This window comes from Lactobacillus sp. Sy-1 (genome assembly GCF_019303535.1).
In the GTDB taxonomy this organism is placed as follows: Bacteria; Bacillota; Bacilli; order Lactobacillales; family Lactobacillaceae; genus Nicoliella.
Window position 1 is genome coordinate 1,497,047 of record NZ_JACCIU010000001.1, and the last position, 23,738, is coordinate 1,520,784.

Genomic DNA, 23,738 nt, shown 5'->3' on the forward strand with positions numbered 1-23,738 from the left:
TAACCCCACTCCTTACATTTTTGCTTGTAGTTCAATGATTGTGTCCCGAAGATTAGCAGCGTGTTCAAAGTCAAGCCGCTTTGAAGCGTTCTGCATTTCATCTTCGAGCCGACTGATCATTGCCTTCTTTTCTTGCTTCGTCATCTTCTTAAAGTCCGTTTCGATGATTTCATTATTAGTATCAGCATTTTCTTCTTCAATCTTATCGCCGCTGACAGAAATTACTGGTGAAATGGCCTTTTTAATGGTGTGTGGCGTAATGCCATGTTCATGGTTATACTGCTCTTGAATTTCACGCCGCCGTTTCGTTTCATCAATTGCCTTTTTCATCGAGTCGGTCATCGCATCAGCGTACATGATAACTTCTCCATTTTCGTTTCGGGCAGCCCGCCCAATCGTTTGAATCAACGAACGTTCATTTCTTAAGAAACCTTCCTTATCGGCATCTAAGATCGCTACTAACGATACTTCGGGCACGTCAATTCCCTCCCGCAGTAGGTTAATCCCTACCAGCACATCAAATTTCCCGGCCCGTAAGTCATGAATAATCTTGGTCCGTTCTAGCGTTTTAATGTCACTGTGAAGGTAGCGCACCTTAATTCCCAGATCCTTAAGGTAGTCAGTCAAATCTTCAGACATCTTCTTGGTCAAAGTCGTCACGAAGGTCCGTTCGTTCCGCTCAATCCGCTTGTTAATTTCACCCACGAGGTCATCCATTTGTCCCATAATTGGCCTTACCTTGACGATTGGATCCAGTAGGCCGGTTGGTCGAATGATTTGTTGAACAACTTGATCCGCATTCTTTAATTCGTATGGGCCTGGGGTTGCGGACATGTAGATCACTTGGTGGATATGGTCTTCAAATTCGGGCATCTTAAGGGGCCGGTTATCCATCGCACTAGGTAGTCTAAATCCATATTCAATTAACCGCTCCTTCCGCGCCTTATCACCATTGTACATTCCACCGACCTGCGGAATTGTCTGGTGGGATTCGTCAATGACCATTAAAAAGTCCTTCGGGAAGAAGTCCATCAATGTGTATGGTGGTTCACCGGGCTTGCGACCGTCCATAAACCGGGAATAATTTTCAATCCCATTGGTATAGCCCATTTCGCGCATCATTTCAATATCGTAGGTGGTCCGTTGCTTTAGCCGTTGCGCTTCTAGCAACTTCCCTTCCCCCTCTAATTTAGCGTGTTGGGTGTCTAATTCCTTTTGGATTCCATCCAGGGCGTGATCCATAATTTGGTCATCCGCGAGAAAGTGGGTGGCTGGGAAAATCACAATTTTTTCCTTATCACTGATAATCTCACCAGTTAGGGTGTCAATCTCCCTAATTCGATCGATTTCATCCCCAAAAAATTCAATTCGGTAGGCATACTTACTCCCAGATGCTGGGAAGACTTCTACTACGTCCCCCCGGACCCGGAACCGCCCCCGTTGAAAGTCAATGTCGTTCCGGTCGAATTGAATGTTAACCAGTTCCCGGAGTAACGTATCCCGGTCGATTTCTTGACCAACCTTTAACGGAATCGTGTGGTCAAAGTACTCCTTAGGACTTCCTAATCCAAAAATTGCGGAAACGGATGCCACTACGATAACATCATTTCGCTCTAGCAACGCACTCGTGGCAGCGTGGCGCAATTGATCAATTTCATCATTAATTGACGAGTCCTTTTCAATGTACGTGTCACTAGATGGCACGTATGCTTCTGGTTGGTAGTAATCATAGTAACTAACGAAGTATTCAACTGCATTGTGCGGGAAAAAGCGCTTCAATTCACTGTATAGTTGCCCCGCTAGGGTTTTATTATGGGATAAAACCAAGGTTGGTTTGTTTAAGTTTTTAATCACATTAGAAATAGTAAACGTCTTCCCAGTTCCAGTTGCCCCTAACAAGATTTGCTCTTTATCACCCTTTTTGACCCCTTCCGTCAGCTCTTGAATTGCCTTTGGTTGGTCACCAGTTGGCTGGTAATCTGAAACTAAGTCGAATTTATTATTCATAATTCGATTAATGGTTGCCATCTAATTATCCCCCTTTAATTGTTCAATATTAATCTATTAATATTTTTGCGTAATAAAAAGTGGGGAAGGTACCCTCCCCCACTCGTTATTTTTATTTTAACACGGTCATCTATTTTTGAAAGAATAAACACTTTACATATTTTGAATGTAATGAAAGGCGTTTTGCCCAGCAATTCCACCGTCACCAACGGCAGTAACCACCTGTCTTAATTCCTTCGCCCGCACGTCACCAATTGCAAAAATCCCTGGCTTAGCGGTTTCCATTCTATCATTGGTCTTGATCCAACCCTTATCATCAGTGATGTTTAGGTCTTCAAAAGCACCGGTAATTGGTAGGTTTCCAACGTAGATGAACACCCCACTAGCTGGGATTTCACTCGTTTCTTGGGTTTGGTTATTAACCGTCTTCACACCGGTTACCTTCCCACCATCGCCAACGATTTCAGTAGCGTTAGTATTCCAAACGAAGTTAATCTTGTCGTTAGCAAACGCTTGGTCTTGCAGCACCTTTTGGGCTCTTAATTGGTCCCGACGGTGAACAATCGTAATCTTAGATACTAACTGAGCTAGGTAAAGGGCTTCTTGAATTGCAGAATCGCCCCCACCAACAACTACAACTTCCTTATTCTTGAAGAACGCACCGTCACAGACAGCACAGTAAGAAACCCCACGGCCACCGTATTCATCTTCACCTGGCACCCCTAATTTCCGGTATTGAGAACCAGTTCCGATGATCACGGCTTTTGCTTCATAGTCACCGTTATCAGTGTGGACGATCTTAACATCACCCTGTTCTTCAATTGATTCTACGGTTCCATAGCCATACTTAGCCCCAAAGTTAATTGAACCTTCGTACATGTTCTTGGCTAAATCTGGGCCAAGAATTGACTTGAATCCGGGGTAATTTTCAATTTCGGCGGTGTTGTTCATTTGACCACCATAAATCCCCCGATCAATCATTAGCACTGATAAGTTTGCTCTAGAAGCATATAGGGCACTAGTCATTCCACTTGGTCCAGCACCAATTACAATTACATCGTAACTTTCCATCGGTTGAACACTCCTCACTTAAAATAATCAATGTACATAGCTTACTATTAATAAGTATCTTTGTCTAATAGTTTGTACCCAAAGAATTATTTTTGGTCTTCTTCAGTTAGTTTTTGACCTAGTTGCTTAATGTATTCCCGAAGTTCATCCTTTACTTCTGGATGTTCAAGTCCGTATTCGATGTTTGTCTTTAACCAACCAAACTTGTTTCCGGTATCGTATCGAGAACCAACTAATTCATGTGCGTAAACTTTATGGGACTTATTCAAGGTATCAATTGCATCAGTTAATTGGATTTCGCCACCCTTACCAGGCTTAGTATCCTCCAAAATATCAAAGATGTTTGGTGTTAAGAGGTACCGACCAATAATTGCAAGGTCACTTGGGGCGTCCTTTGGATCTGGTTTTTCAACAAAGCTATCAACGTCGTATAGACCAGGCTTAATTTCCTTAGTTGGAGCAATCACACCGTATTTAGCAGTGTCTTCGTGGGGCACCCGCATAACGGCTAGGGTTGATTCTCCAGTTTCTTCGTAGCAATTGATTAATTGCTTCGTTAGTGGTTCGTCGGCCTTGGCAATGTCATCACCTAGCATAATTACGAATGGTTCGTCGCCTACGAAACTCTTAGCAGTGGAAACCGCATCCCCTAAACCATCTGGGTGATTTTGGCGAATGAAGTAGATGTTTAAGCCGTTCGTTTCTTGAACCGCCTTTAGCATCTTATCCTTATGCTTTTTAATTAGGTTAGATTCCAATTCAGGATTGGAATCAAAATGGTCTTCGATGTTTCGCTTGTTCCGCCCAATAATAATCAAAATATCGGTAATTCCAGAAGCCATTGCTTCTTCCACGATTAATTGAATCGTTGGGGTATCGACTACTGGTAGCATTTCCTTTGGTACGGCTTTAGTTTCAGGTAAGAATCTAGTTCCCAATCCCGCTGCGGGAATGATTGCTTTTCTAATTTTTTTCATTTTCAAAACTCCTAGTAATTATTACGTCTAATTTAGTATTATGATAATTCTGAACGACCCTGTCTTTGCATCAACTTGGCAATTGATTCTTTAATATCGGCGTTATCATATAAAACGTGGTAGATAGCAGATGTAATTGGCATTTCAACGCCCCGTTGCTTAGCTAGCTCGTAAGCAGCCCGGGTTGTTGCAACCCCTTCAATTACCATTCCCATATTTTCTACGATTTCAGGAAGTGATTGACCCTTCCCTAGCTGGTTTCCAGCCCGCCAATTTCTGGAATCAGAACTAGTTGCGGTAACGATTAGATCACCCACCCCGGATAACCCAATGAACGTAAGTGGGTTTGCACCAAATGAAGTCCCCAGCCGAGAGATTTCAGCTAAGCCCCGGGTAATTAAGGACGCCTTTGCGTTATCACCGTAGCCCAGACCAACTAGTGCTCCTGCCCCTAGGGCGATAATGTTTTTCAAGGCGGCGCCAATTTCAACCCCAATGATATCGTCATTGGTATAAACCCGGAAGGTGTCGTTCATGAATAGTGATTGAATGTGTTCAGCATCCTGAAGGTTTTCGCTAGCGACCGTTACCAGGGTAATATCACCCCGGGCAACGTCTTCGGCCTGACTAGGCCCTGAGATAACGGAAATGGAGTGACGATTTTCTGGGGCAATTTCCTCAGATAGTACCTCTGACATTCGCTTATATGTTTTCTCTTCAATTCCCTTGCTGGCGTGAATTAAATTTGGTTTAATGCCCAATTCACTCAATAGTGGATTTACCTGCTTTGCAACCGAGCGGGTTACTTGGGCCGGAACCACAAATAAAACGTCATCGACCCCAGCTAAGGCCGCCTTCATATCTGAATATGCGACTAGTGAATCTGAGAATGTAAAGTTCTTTAAGTACTTTGAATTGGTGTGTTGGGTGTTTAATTCTTCGACTTGACTGGGTTTGTATGACCATAGTCTAACGTCATTTCCGTTTTGAGCTAAAATATTAGCCAGCATGCTCCCCCATGAACCGGCACCTAACACTGCAATTTTTTCTGTCATTATTTTCACTTATCCTTTATTTTAGTAGTTTTTTAGAGCCATCCAAATACCAACTAGCATCTGGAATCTTGCGGCGCCGATAAATCATTATTCCCAGTGCTGCAACGAATAGCACGATTGAAAGCCACTGTGAGACCCGAACGCTCCCAATCATCAAACTATCCGTCCGCATGCCCTCGATAAAGAACCGGCCAAATGAATACCACATTACATAGCTGAGGAAGACCTCGCCACGCTTGAAGAAATGTGGAACGTGACGTAGTGATAATAATACCGCCACCCCTAAGAAGCTCCAAAGCGACTCATACAGGAAGGTTGGTTGACGATACATTCCACTAATGTACATTTGATTGATAATGAACTGTGGCAGGTGTAGATGTTGTAAAAACGCGAGGCTAGTAACCTGGCCAAACGCCTCTTGGTTCATGAAGTTCCCCCACCGACCAATTCCCTGGCTCAGTAAAACGGTTGGCGAAATTACGTCCAACATCAACCACACCGGAATCATGCGGCTTCGACAAAAGATAATAATTACAATTGCTGCACCAATTAAGGAACCGTAAATAGCGATCCCCCCATCCCAAATTCGGATGATTTCATCAATGTGATTTTGATAGTAACCCCACTGAAAAATCACGTAGTACAGCCGCGCACTAATAATTGAAAATGGCAACGCCCAGAGCAACATGTCGTAAATATCATCTGGCTTAATGCCCCGTTTCTTCCCTTCGCGAACCGATAGGTATACGGCCAATATCACAGCACTAGCAATAAAAATCCCGTACCAATGGACCTGTAGACCACCCAGTTTAATTGCGATTGGGTTCAATGCTAATTTGATTATAATTCATTCCCTTCAACTATTTATCCTTATCGTCAGCAGGGTTATGAATGGCCCGTTGATTTGCTGATTCAATTTCCTTTTTACGAGATTGTTCTTTTGAATCGCGGATTGAGTTTTCCTTAATCAAACTCTTCAGATTATCATCAAAAACCTTCGTAGCGTCATATCCCATCGAGCGCGCCCGAAAATTCATGGCCGCTGCTTCAATCAATACCGCTAAGTTTCGCCCGATTTTAACTGGAATTTTAATTTTCGGAACATCAACATCGAAGAAGCGCTGGGTTTCATTATCATTTCCCAATCGATCAAACGGGGTATCCCTTGACCAGTTGGATAGATGCACGATTAAATCAACCCTGGTATCACTTCTAACCGCTCCGGCTCCAAATAGGTTCATCGCATCGATAATCCCAATCCCCCGAATTTCTAGCAAATGGCGTAAAATCCGTGGAGCCTGACCAATTAAGGTTTGTTCATCTTGTTGGTAAACTTCTACTCGATCATCAGCGATTAGCCGATGACCCCGTTTAATTAATTCTAAGGCAGTTTCACTCTTTCCAACCCCTGAATCACCGGTAATTAAAACCCCCAGTCCGTAGATATCAACTAACTCCCCGTGAATTGACATCCGTTCAGCTAGCTTGGCTTCCAGATAGTTGGTCATGTTACTAAGCACCCGTGAAGTGGTTAGCTTAGAACATAGGACTGGAATGTGCTCCCCTTCAGCAGCTTCCAATAATTCTTCAGGCGGATCCAACTGGGTCGAAATGACAAATGCAGGGGTCTCGGGTTGACACATTTTTTTCATAACATCATAGAGGTCATCACTAGCCATTCCCTTTGCAAAGGAGGTCTCAGTAATCCCCAAAAGCTGAATTCGTTTTGCAGGATAGTAATTAAAATAGCCAGTCAATTCCAAACCAGGCCGTGAAATATCGCTGGTTGTAATCAACCGATCTAAGTATTTTTCTCCGTATGCAACGCTTAACCGTGTATTATCAACAAGGTCCTTGACAGTTACCAGTTCAGCCAATTAAATTCCCCCGATCATTATTAGCAAATAACACATTAATTTTATCACGATATGCACTTTCGATACACTTTATTTATTGTTTTTACGCGAATAGTGGTCAGCGAAAACGGCATTACAGATGGATAAAATTAAAGCAACTAACATTGCACTACCAAAGGATGAAAAGTGAAAGCTTTCGTTACCAACTAGCAGCGAAGTAAATTCTAGCATCAACCCGTTAATCACAATGCTGAATAAACCCAGGGTCAAGATATTAATTGGCAAAGATAAAATTGTGATGAACGGCTTAACCAGTGCATTTAATATCGAAAGCACCAATGCTGCTCCTAGCGCTGACATTACCCCTGAAACGTAAAATACGCCTGAGGTTTGTAAAAACCCAGCCAGTGCGATGAAAACTAGCATGTTTAACAGAATTTGCTTAAAAAAACTCATTTAGTTTAGCCCCTCTTAGAATCATCTTTTTCCTCAACGTCGTGCAGAATTTTACGGTCATGTCGACTACGGTCATCAGGATTAGAACCATAATGATTAAAGCGGCCACTAAACATTCCATTAGCTGAACTTTTATTCCCATAGTCATTAGGAATGAAGACCGTCATTGCAACGTACAATAAAATGGGGATTAAGGAGTGAATGAAAATCAGTGTAAAGATAAAGTAACCGATTCTTAGGTAGCGCGCATTCAGCCCAAAGTACTCAGCAACTCCTCCCAGTACCCCAGTTAAAATTCGATTATTTCTAGATTTAGTTAGTTTTTTTACTTTCATGTAATAGGTTCCTCTCGACTTTGATTCCTTTTAAACCAATATTATCATATCCAAAAAAAGTGTCTATATTTAAGCATAGACACTAATAATATCTTTAACTTTCGCTTTCGCTTTCCCTCTCACCCTTGAACAAGATTACTCCAATCTCATGGGGCGCATTACTAAAGATTGCGGTTTCAGCAATTGCTAACTGGCCCTTTCTGGTTTTTAGCTTTAGGCGACAGTAAGTAGACTGCTTAAGGAGCGCCTGATAAAATTCATCTTCATTCGTGACTGCGGTATTATTAACCTCTAAGATAACGTCACCAATTACCAGATTCATTTTATCTGCCGGTGTATCAGGCTCAACCCCAATTACCCGGACCCCATTAATCACCTCAGAGTACCAGTCGCCAGCTGCTTTATCGACAGATTTTGCATGCATTAATAGCCACCAAAAGACTAGTAATAGTCCAGCAATGGATGGTATTGCAGCAACTGGGAAGAAGTAACTAGCCACCGCTAGTGCTAGTCCCAAAATTGCTAGCTTTGTTAACTGGCTCGCTAGTTGTTTAAACACTTCCCGAGGCTGCCTCTTAAAGACGGTCATTCGAAATCCAAATCCAATTGGAACCAGTAGGAACGCCAATGAATGACCATTCAATGTAAACACTGGCCAGTATTGGAAAAGACTGTGAATCCAATCACCAGGAACAAACAGCAACAATGGAGCCACGTTAATGCTTCTAAACGGGTACCCCGCAATTCGCGTTTGCCGTTCGTTTCGTTCAATGATTGGCACATTAAACTTTCCACCATCTTTGGCAACGATGACTGCCAACCCAAATAGAAATAAACTCACCAATAAGACGTAATTAAATTCATGTGGAGCAGTTAAATTAATTCCATAGTCAGATAATAGCTTAGGATTCAAAAATTGATTAATAAAGCCATCCAAGCTAATTAGCATTGCACCAATGGCCGAAATCACCATGATTTCAACGGAGAACAACGCTCCTGGCACCACTGCTAAGTTAATTAGTAGTAGCACTTGGTAAATTAGTAGCCATAATACAGAAACTACTGGTCCCACAATTACAGTTACCACAGAGCCCAAAATGCCTAGAATGATGAAATTAATAACGAACTGCCAAATTTCAAAATGCCGAGGATAAATAGCGTTGCGAAATTGACTCCGCGTTTCTTGAATCCGATTTTTTGAAATCAAATAGGTTCGAAGCACCCCGACCCATAGAACTGGTTGGAGAATTAAGATTACTAACGCAATCAATATTTTAGTTTGCATAATATCATTCGTCCTTTATTAATTAATCAGGGTTTTTCTGGCTTAACTTCCACTGAAGATAGGCGTTAATGAACGGATCTAAATCCCCATCCATCACCGCTTGGCCATTTCCTGTCTCATAATTAGTGCGGTGGTCCTTCACCATCGTGTATGGATGGAAGACGTAGGAACGAATCTGTGAGCCCCAACCAATATCCATTTGTTCCCCTTCGATTTGGGCCTTCTTTTCAGCTTTCTTCTCTTCTTCACGTTCATACAACTTTGATTTTAACATATTCATCGCTGTTTCACGATTCTGCAATTGGGAACGTTGTGCCTGACTAGAAACCACGATTCCAGTCGGTTCGTGGGTAATTCGCACCGCAGATGAAGTTTTATTAACGTGTTGACCCCCAGCTCCACTGGCTCTGAAGTAGTCAATCCGCAGGTCAGCTGGATTAATTTCAATATTAACACTATCATCTAATTCTGGCATTACATCCACCGATGCAAACGATGTATGCCGCCGCCCAGCTGAATCGAATGGTGAGATGCGGACGAGTCGGTGAACACCCTTTTCAGAACGAAGGAGGCCGTACGCGTTGGTTCCAATCACCATGAAGGTCACCGTATCAATTCCGGCAACATCCCCGGCTTGATAGTTCAATACTTCAACCTTAAAGTGGTGTTGATCAGCCCAGCGGGTGTACATTCTAAACAGCATTGAACCCCAATCCTGTGATTCTGTGCCCCCCGCTCCAGGATGAATTTCAACGATGGCGTTATTATGGTCGTAGGGTCCCGATAGTAAGAGGTTCAATCGGTAATCCTTTAACTGTTTATCTACCTGGTCCAAATTAGCTTCAAACTCAGCCATTAATTCAGGATCATTTTCTTCTTCTAGTAACTCTAAGTTAACAGCTAAATCTGCAGCTGCCTCTGCTAAGTTATGGTAGCGGTCGTACTTTTGTTTCATTTGATTGGTTTCATCAATGATTTTTTTGGCCTGTGCTTGGTCATTCCAAAAGTCAGGTTCCGCCATTTTATGCTCGTTGAGTTGGATGCTTTCATTTAATGCATCTAAGTCAAAGGGACCCCCTAAAGCCAGTAATGGCTTTTTGAATCGCTTCAACTTTATTCTTTGCTTCGTTTAGTTCCATTTAATTTGACTCCTTTGGCTTTAAATACAAAAAAGGCGAAGGACGTTTTCAGCCACTTCGCACTTAATTGGAATTATCTTTCAAGGTTTTGTCTAATTTCTGCCTTCATAAATAATCTAGTGGTATCGTAATCGATATCCGCAATCATTTCTTCAAACATCCGGTACCCTTCACGTTGGTATTCAACCAATGGATTTAACTGACCGTAACCACGAAGCCCAATTGATTGTCTTAATTGGTCCATCGCATCAATATGGTCGGTCCAGTGTGAATCAACCACCCGTAGTAGCACAACCTTTTCAAATTCAAGTAGTTGGGAAGGATCTGAAAGTTCCGATTCCTTTTCCTTGTAGTTCTGTTTAGCAATGTTATTCAAGTAGTTCTTAATTTCCTCACTCGACTTGTTCTTTAAGTCAGATAAGCTAATCTTATCAGGATTAATCAAGGCACTAATTGCGAAATCAAGAATTGTTTGTAAGTCCCAGTTGTCCTCGTTACCTTGTGTATGCAGGTCAACCACGTGGTTAATGGTTCTTTCGAACATTGGAAGTAGAACCCAGCCTAGTGACTTATCTTCTTCAATGATTTCGTAACGTTCTTTATACATAACATCCCGTTGTTGTCTCATAACATCATCGTATTGAAGCACGTTCTTCCGGGAATCGTAGTTATTTCCTTCAACCCGTTTTTGAGCTGATTCAACTTGCTTAGAAATCATCCGACTCTTAATTGCAGCGCTATCACCATCAATTTTAAGGTGTTGTAGTAAGTTCTTGATTCGATCAGAACCAAACCGCCGCATCAAGTCATCTTCAAGTGAAAGGTAGAATTGTGATAAACCAGGGTCCCCTTGCCGTCCAGAACGTCCACGAAGTTGGTTATCAATCCGCCGTGATTCATGTCGTTCGGTCCCAATAACCGCAAGTCCACCTAACTTAACGACACCAGGCCCTAATTTAATATCAGTTCCCCGTCCAGCCATATTGGTCGCAATCGTAACAGCACCCTTTTGACCAGCGTTCTTAACGATTTCAGCTTCCTTAGCATGGTTTTTAGCATTCAAAACCACGTGTGGGATTTTTTCGTCGTCAAGGCGCTTAGAAAGGTATTCAGAAGTTTCAACGGCAACGGTCCCGACCAATACTGGTTGACCAGCCTTATGCAACTTCTTAATTCTTTGAATTACGGCTTCAAACTTGGAGTTTAAATCAGGATATAAAACGTCGGGTTCGTCTAACCGGACAACCGGCTTATTAGTTGGAATTGAAATAACTTCCATATTATAAATTTCACGGAATTCTTCAATTTCAGTTCTGGCGGTCCCAGTCATTCCTGAAAGCTTTTTGTACATCCGGAAAAGGTTTTGGTAAGTGATATTGGCCATCGTCTTACTTTCCTGTTGAATTTCAACGCCTTCCTTAGCTTCGATTGCTTGATGCAATCCATCGGAGAAACGCCGGCCTTCCATGATCCGTCCTGTAAATGAATCAACGATTTGAACGGTCCCATCTTGAACCACATAATCCTTGTCCACTAACATAATGTAATTAGCCCGTAATGCTTCATCAATATGGTGGGTAAGGGCGGTATTTTCAGTATCAAATAAGTTCTTCAAATTAAAGAACTTATCAGCCTTACCAATCCCTTGATCAGTTAATGCAATCGTCTTACTTTCAAGGTCAATTTTGTAATCCTTGTCCTTAGTCAAGGTCTTCACAAATTGGTCAGCGGAGTTATAGAGTTCGGAGGAAGCGGTTGCTTGACCAGAAATAATCAATGGTGTTCTTGCTTCATCAATTAGGATGGAGTCCACTTCATCGACAACGGCGAAGTTTAGTGGCCGTTGAACCATGTCTTCTTTATAAACCACCATGTTATCACGGAGGTAATCGAATCCAATTTCACCATTAGTAGAATAAGTGATATCGGCAGCATAGGCTTCCCGCTTTTCTTCAGGTGACTTGTCTGATGAATTAACCCCAACGGTTAATCCTAACCAGTTATAAAGCTCACCCATTTCAGTAGCATCCCGTTCTGAAAGGTATTCATTAACGGTAATAACGTGAACCCCATCTCCAGAAATGGCATTTAAATAAACGGGCATCGTACAAGTAAGGGTCTTCCCTTCACCGGTCTTCATTTCAGAAATATTTCCTTCGTGAAGTACAATCCCCCCCATGATTTGAACGTGGAATGGATTAAGGCCAAGTACCCGACGAGCTGCTTCTCTAGCAACTCCGAATCCTTCTGGCAATAATTCATCTAGCGTTTCACCATTTTGGTAACGTTTTTTAAATTCCGGGGTTTTAGCTTTTAATTCTTCATCAGTTAACTTACGATATTTTCTAGACCATTCACCGACTTTATCGGCAATTTTACTAAGGCGCTTAATATCACGTTTGTCGCTTTCTACCCATTTTTTAACAATATTAGGCATTAAATCAATTTCCTTTCTTAAAATCTTTCTCGGTTTTATTTAAGTGGGGAATTTTACCCCAATTTTATCCATTATTTATTTATCTTATCCATTCTAACATTTTCGGACGCTTTTTAAAACGATAAACACCAAATCGATTCAATTATCGTGCTAACGTGAGCCCCCGCACCGATTTTGCACCGCTTTCAACTAGTAACTGGGCGGCAAAGCGAATCGTAGTGCCAGTCGTATAAACATCATCAACAATTAAAACATCCTGACCAACAACCTGGTCAGCCAATTCTGCAACCAGCTTAAACGGCTGCTTCATCGCCTTTCGTTGCTCCCGGCCCCGTTTAGATTGATCAGTTTGCTTGTGCAGTCCCTTGGTTTCTAAACACTGGAAAGTCGGAACTGACAACAAACCCAGGGTCTGATTAAAAGCCCGTTTCTGAAGCGTTCCCGGGGTCAACGGAATTGGGACCACTAATCGCTTAGTTGCGAGTGCGTAGTTGCTCATCTGCTCTAAAAAAACGTTTCTGAGTTGATAGTCGCCAACAAACTTATAGCGATGCATAAAATCCTTCATTGCTAAATTATATTCATATAGGGGGTGATTCTCAAATATTAAGCTTGATTTAGCTTGCCAATCCAGGCAGTCATGACAGTATTTCTGGTCTTGATGCGGCTTTCCGCAACTCTTACAACTCCGTTCGAACCCAATTGGTACAAACCGCTGCTGGCACTGATTGCATATTACCGGTCTAGGGGCTGGTTTAAAGTTAATCAACCACCCGATGGTTACCTGATCATTCAAAAAATTTTGACATAGTAAGCACTTAGCCATTTTTAATTTTCACCGCTCCTAACCGATTCATGTGGGCGATCTGGCCGATTGCCCCCGCCACGTTTTTAGCGTTACTATGAATCACAAAATCAACGTCCCCAAACGGCCGATCCTGCTTTCTGCCAACCCGCCCCGCAATTTGGACCAACGCAGCCGTTGAAAAAATTTCCTCATCTGCCCCTAAAACAATTACATCGATTCCGGGAAACGTAACTCCACGTTCTAAAATAGTGGTAGTGACTAAGAAATCTAGCTCCCCCGCTCGCATGGCCGCCACCTTTTCCAACCGGTGTTCATCCTCTGAATGGACTGTCATTAGCTTCACGTGCTGATCTAATCTCATGGCCACAATTTCACTAATTGGTTTTAAATCACGAACGTGGGGCACGAAAAGTAAGAACCGTTGCTGTTTTGCAACCTTATCCCGAACCATTTGAATTAAGCGGTTCGGGAGCTTATGCTTGGCTAGTTTATTCCGCCAAAACGGTGCAAAGTGTAACTTAATTTGCGGTAATAGGTGGCGATGAAACCGCAGGGGCAGGTAACTAATCGATAGTTGATGGTTATTAACCCGCCTTAATAAGTCTTCGCTAGGCGTTGCCGTTAGATACAACTGGGTTCCCGATTTCTTAGTTGCATTCATTGCTGCATAGTGGAGTCCTTCGTCTTGGGCGTATGGAAATGAATCAACTTCATCAATAATCAAAATATCAAAGGCCCTGTAAAAGCGAAGCAGTTGGTGGGTCGTACAAATCGTTAATTGTGAGTATTGATACTTTTCAGTTTGGCGTCCATGTAATAAAATCATAGGTGTATGCGAAAATGCTGCTTGAATTCTGGGGAACAGTTCGATGCACACATCCACTCGTGGTGAAGCAATTGCAACCCGGAGGTTATTTTGTAACGCCCACTCAATTCCCGGAAATAGCATCTCCGTTTTCCCAGCCCCCGTAACCGCCCATAGTAAGTGGGGTTGCCGCTTTTTAAAGTGGTCAATAATTGAATTAGAGCAAGCCAGCTGATCAGCAGTTAGCTGCCCCGTCCAAGTAAGTGGTTGCTCCAATGGGCTAAAATCATTCGGCTCATCCACAAACCCCAATTCACAATTACTAACCATCCGCCCTAGATTAATACACTCGGGACAATAAAATTGATCATTCGGTAGTTGCGCCCTTTGAATGCTGGTCTTTAGACCACATCTTTGACATTCAATCTGGTTATGCCCCCGCTTAATTGCGGGACGGTGCTTTAACCTCGGGTCTGTCAAAAGCGCAGTATCAATCTCAGATAAATTAATTTGCCGTCCATAAAGTTCATTTAATTTCGTAATCATAATTATCACCTAGTGATTAATTACGTAAAAAACATGCAAAGGAGTGTCACAAATGGAAAAAGAACAAACCTATTTAACCGTTAAAAGTAGTGGTGCTAATGAAATCATCATTAAGAAATCCCGATTTATCGGTAGTGTGAAGCGGGTTAAAACCGAAGAAGAGGCCAAGGCCTTCGTTGACCAGATTACCGAAGAGAATAAATCAGCCACCCATAATTGTTACGCATACATGGTCGGCCAAGATGACCACATTCAAAGAAAAAGCGACAATGGTGAACCATCGGGTACCGCTGGATTGCCCATTTTGGATGCAATCAAGTTAAAGCAACTTCACGACGTTGCGGTTGTCGTTACCCGTTATTTTGGGGGCATTAAACTCGGTGCTGGTGGTTTAATTCGGGCTTACAGTAATGCAACCACGGAGGCAATTAACCATATCGGAGTGGTGGAACGAATCCTACAAACTAAGATTAGCATTCAAATTGAATATTCATTACTAGAGCAGTTAAAATACTTTTTAAACCTAGAAGCAGTTTACATTGATGATATTCAATACGGTGCCGATGTTGACGTTATCGTAGCCGTTCCGGCCGATGAAGTGGACCACTTTGAAAAACAAATCGTGGAACTCTTAAACGACCGCGCCAAGATTACTCCCGGTGACCAAGAATACTTTGAAGTTGATTACCACCAAGGAAAAGATCGTTATAAAAAAGGATCCATCGAACTCAAATAATGAGGGCGGTAGATCCTTTTTTTAGTGATTATTTTTACTCGTGGTACTCTTGACCACCTGTTTAATCCATTTTAAGAGTGGTTGGCGGTTCTTACCAACCAGCCCGATTGATTCCACAAACAACTCTAGTCCAATCAACGTCGCAATTGTGAGCAACACAATGCCCCACAAATTAGAAATTGGGTATAACAAGGAAATAAATGAAAAAATCATTGCGATTCCATAGATTACTAAAACCGTTTGCCGATGGGTTAATCCCATTTGCATCAGCCGGTGGTGCAAATGATGCTTATCAGCATGTGAAATTGGTTGCCGGTTTAACAATCGTCTGAGGATTGCGTAGACCGTATCGGTAATCGGCACCCCGAGGATAATTACCGGAATAATCACGGTAATGAAGGTTGCATTCTTTAACCCGTTAAGTGAGAATACCGCAATCATAAACCCAATAAACAGCGATCCCGTATCCCCCAGGTAAATTCTGGCTGGAAAGAAATTATACGGAAGAAACCCAATACATGCGACCACCAAGGTAAATATCATAATCGATACGTATGTATTTCCGACGTTCAAAAAGAACATTCCAGTAATTCCCATTGTTGATAATGCAATAATTGCCACTCCAGTGGCTAACCCATCTAATCCGTCAATTAAATTAACAGCGTTCGTGATTGCTAAGATCCAAATCCAAGTAATTGGCAGGCTCAACCACCCTAGGTGAAAGGAGCCTAAAATTGGAATCGTTAACATGGTCATCCGGACATGCCCAAAGAAATAAACAAATAACGATGCCATCGTAATCCCCAGTACCTTTTGGCGGGGCCTTAAGGTATAAATATCATCTAACATCCCAGTTAAAATAATTAGAATTTCGCCACCTAAAATCCCCCATAACTGGGGGCCTGGAATTAAATTACGCATTAATCCAACCGTCGCAAACGTGTAAGACGCAAAAATGGATAGCCCGCCCAGTGTTGGCATTGGAATCTTGTTGACCCGCCGTTTATTTGGATCATCTTCGGCGCCTAATTTAAACGCTAGCTTGCGCACGAACGGCGTTAGAATTGCGGATAGTAACATCGTTGCAAATAAGCAAACAATTATTTTTAGCTTCAATGCCACACCTCCCTTATAAAAAACATATTAAATTTAATTATACAAATCTCACAATCCAAAAACAACCCAATCAAAAAGAGTTATCACAATTGTAATATGCAATAACTCTTTAATTAGTTTTATTCTAAATGGTAATTATAGGTACTAACAATGATGTTTTGACGTGAGTTTAAAGCAGCCCGCAACCGCAATCCACTCTGGTTGTGCAGAATTTGTTGCCAATGGTGCTTCGGTACGAACTGCGGAACTAACACGGTCGTGGTATTGCCCTCGTGTTCAGCGCGTTTAGCAATGACATCACAGAACCGCAGGGTCGGATTCACGATCGAACGGTATGACGAGTGAATGTTAACAAAGCGAATTTCTGGAAACGCCTTCTTAAAGTCATTGCCAACCTTTTCTTCCCGTTTCGGATTAGAATCAAAGGACACGTGCATTGCAATAATGTCATCACTAATTGATTTTGCATATGCAATTGCATTCGTCGTCATGGTGGTAACATCACTAATCAATACCACCACCGTTGCCCCGCTAAATGATTCAGGAATTGCCTCTGCCTCATGGCTCACTTCTAGCTGGGTGCTCACCTTCCGGTAATGTTCATTAATTCTGTAGAATAACAAAATTAAGAGTGGCATCACGATGAAGTATGGCCAAACGTTCACAAAGTGAAGGACTAGCAAGAAGAAGACCAGGATTGCGGAAATCAGCGCCCCGATAAAGTTGATCGTGGCCTTGAAAACCCAGGCCCCTTCCCGGTGCTTCCGCCAGTGAATAATCATTCCAGATTGGGAAAGGGTAAACGGAATGAAGACCCCAATTGAATACAGTGGTACCAGGAGGTTGGTTTCTCCCTTGAACATGATAATTAGAATCAACGCCCCGATTGCTAACGAAATAATTCCATTTGAATAACCAAGCCGATCACCCTTGTCCAGGTACGCATGTGGTAAGAACTTATCCCGCGCCAAATTATAGGCCAAGATTGGAAAGGCTGAAAATCCAGTATTAGCAGCCACCGCCAAAATCATTGCGGTAGACAGCTGAAGGACATAGAACATAAATCCGCCATGACCAAACACGCCGGCCCCAATTTGGGAAAGCACGGTCACGTGGGCGTTCGGCTGAATCCCCATGTAATAACTCAAGAGGGTAATTCCGCCGAAGAAGACTCCCAGGATAATGGCCATGATTGCAAGCGTATGGGAGGCCATCTTTTCCTTTGGTTTCTTGAAGTTCGGAACCGAATTACTAATCGCTTCCACTCCGGTTAACGAAGATGATCCAGAAGAAAAGGCCTTAAAGAATAGTAACAATGTCATTCCCTGCACGGGAGCACCAACTGCGCTTGCAGCATGGTATGTAATCTGACCAGTTAAAATGTTATAGCCACCCCAAATGATCATTATAAAAATCATTAGGATAAATAAATAAACCGGAACGGTTAGAATCGACGCTGATTCCCGCATTCCCCGTAGATTCAACAACATAATGAAGACTACGATCAAGCATGAAATTAAGACGCGATAATTATAAAGGCCCGGAATTGCGGAAACAATCGCCTCCGTCCCAGACGTAGTGGAAACCGCCACGGTTAACATATAGTCAACTAACAGGGAACCCCCGGCTACTAATCCAGCCGTGCGCCCCCAGTTTTCACTAGCAACTAGGTACGCCCCACCCCCAGATGGGTAGGCATAGATAATTTGTTGGTACGATAACGTAATTGCAAACAATAGGACTAATACCAATGCTGCAATCCAAATTTGATAAACCAATGCTGCAACCGAAAGCGTAAGCAATACCGCTGTAATTTGTTCGGTTCCATAAGCAACTGATGAAAGCGCATCTGAAGATAGTAGCGCCAGCCCCTTAAACTTATTTAGGGATTGACCACCTTCATCGGTTGATTTCAATGGCTTTCCAATTATTAATCGTTTTAGATAACGCCACATGAAAATGACCTCACTTTTTAAATCTTCATTTTTTAAGATAATATAAATTTGTTTATGCAATTCTTAATTTTACTACAATTTGTTAAATATTTCATACTGAATTGACGATATAAAAAAAGAGCCGCTAAAAAGCGGTTCTTTTTTGGCAAGCGTTAGCTCAAATTACATCATGCCGCCCATGCCTGGTTGTGGAGGCATTGGGGTATTATTATCATCTTTTGGTTCGTTAGCAACCACTGCTTCAGTGGTTAATAGTAATGCTGAAACGGAAGCAGCGTTTTGGAGGGCTGAACGACTAACCTTGGTTGGGTCAATAACCCCAGCCTTAATCATGTCTTCGTAAGTGCCATCAGCTGCGTTGTAACCAATTCCTGGCTTTTGGTCTCTTAAGTGATCAACAATCACAGAGCCATCAACCCCGGCATTGTGAGCGATTTGTCTTACTGGTGCTTCTAGGGCGCGCCGAACGATTTGAACTCCGGTGTTTTCGTCCCCTTCAGCTTCGATGGCATCAATATCCTTAAGAATATTAATGTAAGCAGTTCCACCACCAGGAACGTATCCTTCTTCAACGGCAGCCCGGGTAGCGTTCAAGGCATCTTCAATTCTGTACTTGCGTTCCTTTAATTCGGTTTCGGTAGCAGCACCAACCCGAACTACAGCAACTCCACCAGCTAACTTAGCAAGGCGTTCCTTTAACTTGTCACGGTCAAAGTCAGATGAAGTCTTTTCGATTTGCGTCTTAATTTCACTAACGCGATCAGCAATCTTAGCCTTGTCACCGGCACCTTGAACGATGGTGGTGCTATCCTTAGTAACGTTAACCTTAGCGGATTGTCCTAGTTGATCCAGCGTAGCATCCTTTAGGTTCAATCCTAAGTCATCAGTAATTAAGGTTGCGCCAGTTAAGGTAGCGATGTCTTGTAGTTGATCCTTACGACGATCACCAAAACCAGGGGCCTTAACAGCAACGACGTTGAATGTGCCCCGCATCTTGTTCAATACCAATGTAGGAAGTGCTTCACCACCAATATCATCAGCAATGATCAATAGTGAACGGCCTTGTTCAACAACTGATTGCAGAACCGGGAGAATATCTTGAATGTTGTTAATCTTCTTATCAGTAATTAAGATGTATGGGTTGTCTAAGTTAGCTTCCATCTTGTCGTTATCAGTCACCATGTATTGTGACATGTAACCACGATCAAATTGCATCCCTTCAACAACGTCTAGGCTAGTATCAACTCCTCTAGAGTCTTCAATGGTAATTACTCCATCATTACCAACCTTTTCCATTGCATCAGCAATCAATGAACCAACTTGCTTGTTAGCGGATGAAATAGAAGCAATTTGTGCAATGTCATTCTTGTTCTTAACTTCGTGTGACATCTTGTGAAGCGCTTCTACTGCAACCTTTGTAGCTAGTTCAATTCCGCGCCGAACACCAACTGGATTGGCACCAGCGGTAACGTTCTTTAATCCTTCGTTAACGATTGCTTGAGTCAAAACAGTGGCAGTGGTCGTCCCATCACCAGCAATGTCATTAGTCTTTGAAGCAACTTCGGCAACTAACTTAGCTCCCATGTTTTCAAAGTGGTCTGGTAATTCAATTGCCTTCGCAATTGTTACCCCATCGTTCGTAATATTAGGGTTGCCGGCGCCTTCTTCAAGCACAACGTTGCGTCCCTTTGGTCCTAAAGTAGTCTTAACTGTATTAGCTAGCTTATCAACCCCGTTAAGCAATGATTTTCTAGCGTCTTCTGAAAATTTAACTTCCTTAGCCATCAATTATCACCTCATAAAATTTTATTTTATATTTTTTAATGATTCAATTTAATGTTTTAATTTATAAATTAGTCAACCACTGCAACTAAATCCTTTTCATGTAAAACTAGGTAGGATTGGCCAGCATAGTCAACTGAAGTTCCGGAATATTTATCAAATAAAACGGTGTCGCCTTCCTTAACTTCTGGTGCAACGGTCGTTCCGTTATCAAGAACACGACCTGCTCCCACTGCGACTACCTTTCCAGTCTGGGGCTTTTCCTTAGCATTACTTGCTAGGACAATTCCACCAACCGTTTTTTCTTTTTCTTCCTCGACTTCAACGATAACACGATCACCTAATGGCTTTAACACATGAATCCCTCCAATTAAGTTTCCATAATTTTAGCACTTGCACTAAGCTAGTGCTAATTGTTATCTTTAATATATATTCTTTTAATTTCAATTGCAACCATTTTGCTCATTGTCGGCAAATAAAAAAATGCCCATGCAATTAGCTTGCATAAACATTTTAATGGATTTAATTTAATAAATCGATTATTTTGCGTTGTGATTCGAATTGATTACCATAATCTTAAAAAGTTATTTAACATAGTGCTCAATAAAATAGATTAAGGTTTGCAATTCATTGGTTAAGTCAACATTTTGCACGGTTACGTTTTCTGGAGTCGATAGTCGCACCTGGGTAAAATTAAGGAACCCTTCCGCCCCACCCTTAATGGCATTTTCACAAACCTCTTGAGCAACTTTCGAAGGCACGGTTAAAATTACAACCTTAATTTGTTGATCCTTTAGTTGCTGGATTAACTCTTCATATGAATAGACTGGCACCCCGTTTTGAATCGTATTAATCATCCGCTCCTTGGTATCAAAAGCAGCTGAAATTCTAACATTGCTGTCGCGGTGAAAGTTGAAGTTCAAGAGGGCCTGCCCAAAATTCCCGACCCCAACCAATGCAACGTTAGTTAAACGATCTTCGTTTAAAATCCGCTTAAAGAAATTAAGGAGGTTTTCAACGTCGTATCCATACCCCCGCTTTCCTAACGCACCAAAATAAGAAAAGTCCCTTCTAATCGTAGCAGAATCAACCTGGATTGCATCCGCAAATTTATTTGAAGAAATTCGTTCAACGTTGGAATCATGTAGTATTGTGAGATAGCGATAATAAATTGGCAATCTTTTCGCGGTTGCTCGTGGAATCTTATTTTCTGCCATAGAGCTTCTCCTTCCGGAAAGTTAATCATTAAAAATTCGTTTACAGATTATTCTATCACAAAATTAGACTTTGTGAAATATTAATCAATTATATTGAGTTTCATAATTTTATATTAGATTTAAATTATGATAAAATAACCCTTAAACTACTATAATGTAAAGGGGTGAGGACTTGCAAATTTTACAAGTAAATAACGTTACAAAAAGATTCGATGGTGTGCCAATTTTCACAAATGTTAGTATGAACGTGGAAAATCATGCGCGGATTGGTCTAGTTGGACGCAACGGAGCTGGTAAATCCACCCTGGTTAAAATGATCATTGGTGAAGAAAGTGTTGATGAAGGCACGATTACCGAAAAAAACGGCCTTACCATCGGCTACCTTTCTCAAAATACCGGACTTCATTCTGATAAGAACGTTTGGGATGAAATGCTGAGTGTTTTTGCAGAATTAATCAAAACTGAACACAAAATGCACGCCCTTGAACTTCAGATGAGCGACGAACGCATCAATCGTGATCCTGATAAACTAGCGGAAGTGACAAAGTCATACGATACGATTCAAGCTAACTTTACCGCTAACCACGGGTACAGCTATAAGGCGGAAATTAAAGCCGTGCTAAACGGGTTTGGGTTTGGTCCTGACTACTATGACCAAGCGGTTAATTCACTTTCTGGAGGCCAACAAACCCAACTGGCCCTGGCAAAGTTATTGCTGGAAAAACGAGACCTTTTAATCCTAGACGAACCCACTAACCACTTGGACGTTGAGACGATTACCTGGCTTGAAGGTTACGTACAGAACTACCCGGGCTCCCTATTAATCATCTCCCATGACCGCTATTTCATGGATAAGCTGGTTAATGAAATCTACGACCTTGATAACGGAACGTTGACCTATTACAAGGGGGATTATTCTAGCTTTGTGAAGCAAAAGCAAGCGCGCTATGCCGAACGAATGCATGCCTACGAAAAACAACAAGCAGAAATCAAGAAGATGCAGGAATTCATTGATAAAAACATCGTTCGTGCATCCACCACTAATCGCGCCCAAGCGCGGCGCAAACAGTTAGATAAGATGCAAAAGCTAGCCAAGCCAATCGATAATAATAAGGTTGCCCAGTTTAGATTCTCTGAGGATAAACCAAGTGGTAACATCGTATTGACGGTTCGCGACCTAGCCGTTGGATACGATGGTCAGGTGTTAGCCGATCACATTAATATTGATGAAAAAAAGCACCAGTCAATTGCAATTATTGGTCCGAACGGGGTTGGTAAATCCACCCTGTTGAAAACAATTCTAGGCCGCCTCCCCAAGTTAGCCGGAACGGTTTCGTTTGGAACGGGCGTTACCATTGGTTACTACGACCAAAAGCAAGCTTCATTGCACGGTGATAAAACCGTCTTAAATGAGATTTGGGATGAATACCCAACCACTTCTGAGGGGCGCATCAGAACCATTTTAGGGAGTTTCTTATTCTCTGGAACCGACGTTGAAAAGATTGTTGGCAACCTCTCCGGTGGGGAAAAGGCCCGGTTGATGCTGACCAAGCTAGCAATGGAACACGATAACTTCTTAATGCTAGACGAACCCACTAACCACTTGGATATTGAAAGCCGGGAAGTGTTGGAAAACGCCCTAAAGTTATTTGAAGGCACGATCCTATTTGTTTCCCATGACCGGTACTTTATTAACCAGGTCGCGAGTGAAATTATCGAAATCACCCCGACCGGTTCAGAAAAATACCTGGGGAACTACGATTACTATGTAGAAAAAAAGGAAGATCAGCTTGCCCAGGAACAACACGAGGCTCAAAAGCAAGCCGCTGAGCATCCCGAAACAGTTCAACCAGTCCGTTCACAAGGTAAGGTTGACTACCAAAAGAGTAAGGAAACCCAAAAACAAAAGCGGAAATTGGAACGCCAAATTAGTGAAATCGAAACCAAAATGGCTTCGATTAGTAAGCGGCACTCCGAAATTGAGGCTGAAATGGCCCAATTAGCCGTTGAACAAAAAATTGGTGAATTGAGTGATTTGCAAAAGGAACTAGACACCATTAATCAGCAAAATGATGAGTTGTCTAACCAATGGACGAACCTCAGTCTAGAATTAGAAACCCTCCAAGCTAAATAAAGAAGCTAACCCCACGGGCGT

The 23,738-nt window shown here is 42.2% G+C and carries 20 protein-coding genes; 2 read left to right on the forward strand and 18 right to left on the reverse strand.

Annotated features, from left to right (window positions below):
* Window positions 1-12: 12 nt before the first annotated feature.
* The 13 genes from uvrB to HZL42_RS06375 form a co-directional block, all read right to left on the reverse strand.
* Complete coding sequence (uvrB, locus tag HZL42_RS06315) at window positions 13-2,028, reverse strand: excinuclease ABC subunit UvrB (protein ID WP_305067553.1); 2,016 nt, start codon at window positions 2,026-2,028, stop codon at window positions 13-15.
* 132 nt (window positions 2,029-2,160) lie between these two features.
* The gene (gene trxB, locus HZL42_RS06320; RefSeq protein ID WP_219282738.1) at window positions 2,161-3,078 is read right to left on the reverse strand and encodes a thioredoxin-disulfide reductase; all 918 of its coding nucleotides are present in this window, start codon (window positions 3,076-3,078) and stop codon (window positions 2,161-2,163) included.
* An 86-nt stretch (window positions 3,079-3,164) separates the two neighbouring features.
* Window positions 3,165-4,055 carry a UTP--glucose-1-phosphate uridylyltransferase GalU gene (gene galU / locus HZL42_RS06325; protein ID WP_219282739.1) on the reverse strand — a complete coding sequence of 297 codons (891 nt, stop codon included), beginning with the start codon at window positions 4,053-4,055 and terminating at the stop codon, window positions 3,165-3,167.
* A 38-nt stretch (window positions 4,056-4,093) separates the two neighbouring features.
* Complete coding sequence (locus HZL42_RS06330) at window positions 4,094-5,110, reverse strand: NAD(P)H-dependent glycerol-3-phosphate dehydrogenase (protein WP_219282740.1); 1,017 nt, start codon at window positions 5,108-5,110, stop codon at window positions 4,094-4,096.
* 16 nt (window positions 5,111-5,126) lie between these two features.
* Complete coding sequence (lgt, locus tag HZL42_RS06335) at window positions 5,127-5,957, reverse strand: prolipoprotein diacylglyceryl transferase (RefSeq protein WP_219282878.1); 831 nt, start codon at window positions 5,955-5,957, stop codon at window positions 5,127-5,129.
* 13 nt (window positions 5,958-5,970) lie between these two features.
* On the reverse strand, window positions 5,971-6,987 hold the full coding sequence (gene hprK / locus HZL42_RS06340) for an HPr(Ser) kinase/phosphatase (protein WP_219282741.1): 1,017 nt from the start codon (window positions 6,985-6,987) through the stop codon (window positions 5,971-5,973).
* Between the two features lie 69 nt (window positions 6,988-7,056).
* Window positions 7,057-7,422: a phage holin family protein gene (locus tag HZL42_RS06345; protein ID WP_219282742.1), complete on the reverse strand. Its 366-nt coding sequence runs from the start codon at window positions 7,420-7,422 to the stop codon at window positions 7,057-7,059.
* Window positions 7,423-7,427: 5 nt separating this feature from the next.
* Window positions 7,428-7,757 (reverse strand): PspC domain-containing protein, encoded by a 330-nt coding sequence (locus tag HZL42_RS06350; RefSeq protein WP_219282743.1) that lies wholly within the window; start codon window positions 7,755-7,757, stop codon window positions 7,428-7,430.
* 94 nt (window positions 7,758-7,851) lie between these two features.
* The gene (locus HZL42_RS06355) at window positions 7,852-9,042 is read right to left on the reverse strand and encodes a PDZ domain-containing protein (RefSeq protein WP_219282744.1); all 1,191 of its coding nucleotides are present in this window, start codon (window positions 9,040-9,042) and stop codon (window positions 7,852-7,854) included.
* 22 nt (window positions 9,043-9,064) lie between these two features.
* Window positions 9,065-10,181, reverse strand: a protein-coding gene (gene prfB, locus HZL42_RS06360) for a peptide chain release factor 2 (RefSeq protein ID WP_219282745.1) whose coding sequence is annotated in 2 segments (ribosomal slippage) — window positions 9,065-10,120 and window positions 10,122-10,181 — 1,116 coding nt in all. Because the reading frame shifts where the segments join, the coding sequence is not laid out codon by codon here.
* A gap of 73 nt (window positions 10,182-10,254) precedes the next feature.
* A complete protein-coding gene (secA, locus tag HZL42_RS06365; protein WP_219282746.1) occupies window positions 10,255-12,618 on the reverse strand; it encodes a preprotein translocase subunit SecA in 2,364 nt (787 codons plus the stop codon).
* A 142-nt stretch (window positions 12,619-12,760) separates the two neighbouring features.
* The gene (locus HZL42_RS06370; RefSeq protein WP_219282747.1) at window positions 12,761-13,174 is read right to left on the reverse strand and encodes a ComF family protein; all 414 of its coding nucleotides are present in this window, start codon (window positions 13,172-13,174) and stop codon (window positions 12,761-12,763) included.
* Window positions 13,175-13,436: 262 nt separating this feature from the next.
* Entirely contained in the window at window positions 13,437-14,777 is a 1,341-nt protein-coding gene (locus tag HZL42_RS06375) for a helicase-related protein (RefSeq protein ID WP_219282748.1), read from the reverse strand.
* Between the two features lie 52 nt (window positions 14,778-14,829).
* Here HZL42_RS06375 and HZL42_RS06380 point away from each other — a divergent pair, with 52 nt between their 5' ends.
* Window positions 14,830-15,513 (forward strand): YigZ family protein, encoded by a 684-nt coding sequence (locus HZL42_RS06380; RefSeq protein ID WP_219282749.1) that lies wholly within the window; start codon window positions 14,830-14,832, stop codon window positions 15,511-15,513.
* 21 nt (window positions 15,514-15,534) lie between these two features.
* Here the strand turns inward: HZL42_RS06380 and HZL42_RS06385 are convergent, their stop codons facing one another.
* From HZL42_RS06385 to HZL42_RS06405, 5 genes are all read right to left on the reverse strand, one after another.
* Window positions 15,535-16,593 carry a glycosyltransferase family 4 protein gene (locus tag HZL42_RS06385; RefSeq protein ID WP_370629301.1) on the reverse strand — a complete coding sequence of 353 codons (1,059 nt, stop codon included), beginning with the start codon at window positions 16,591-16,593 and terminating at the stop codon, window positions 15,535-15,537.
* 155 nt (window positions 16,594-16,748) lie between these two features.
* The gene (locus tag HZL42_RS06390; protein ID WP_219282751.1) at window positions 16,749-18,584 is read right to left on the reverse strand and encodes an APC family permease; all 1,836 of its coding nucleotides are present in this window, start codon (window positions 18,582-18,584) and stop codon (window positions 16,749-16,751) included.
* A gap of 162 nt (window positions 18,585-18,746) precedes the next feature.
* Entirely contained in the window at window positions 18,747-20,369 is a 1,623-nt protein-coding gene (groL, locus tag HZL42_RS06395; RefSeq protein ID WP_219282752.1) for a chaperonin GroEL, read from the reverse strand.
* Between the two features lie 68 nt (window positions 20,370-20,437).
* Window positions 20,438-20,722, reverse strand: a complete 285-nt coding sequence (gene groES / locus HZL42_RS06400) for a co-chaperone GroES (protein WP_219282753.1) — start codon at window positions 20,720-20,722, stop codon at window positions 20,438-20,440.
* A 228-nt stretch (window positions 20,723-20,950) separates the two neighbouring features.
* A complete protein-coding gene (locus HZL42_RS06405; RefSeq protein ID WP_219282754.1) occupies window positions 20,951-21,583 on the reverse strand; it encodes a redox-sensing transcriptional repressor Rex in 633 nt (210 codons plus the stop codon).
* 217 nt (window positions 21,584-21,800) lie between these two features.
* Between HZL42_RS06405 and HZL42_RS06410 the strand changes: the two genes are divergently transcribed.
* Window positions 21,801-23,717, forward strand: coding sequence for an ATP-binding cassette domain-containing protein (locus HZL42_RS06410; RefSeq protein WP_370629302.1), 1,917 nt, complete (start codon window positions 21,801-21,803; stop codon window positions 23,715-23,717).
* Window positions 23,718-23,738 lie beyond the last annotated feature (21 nt).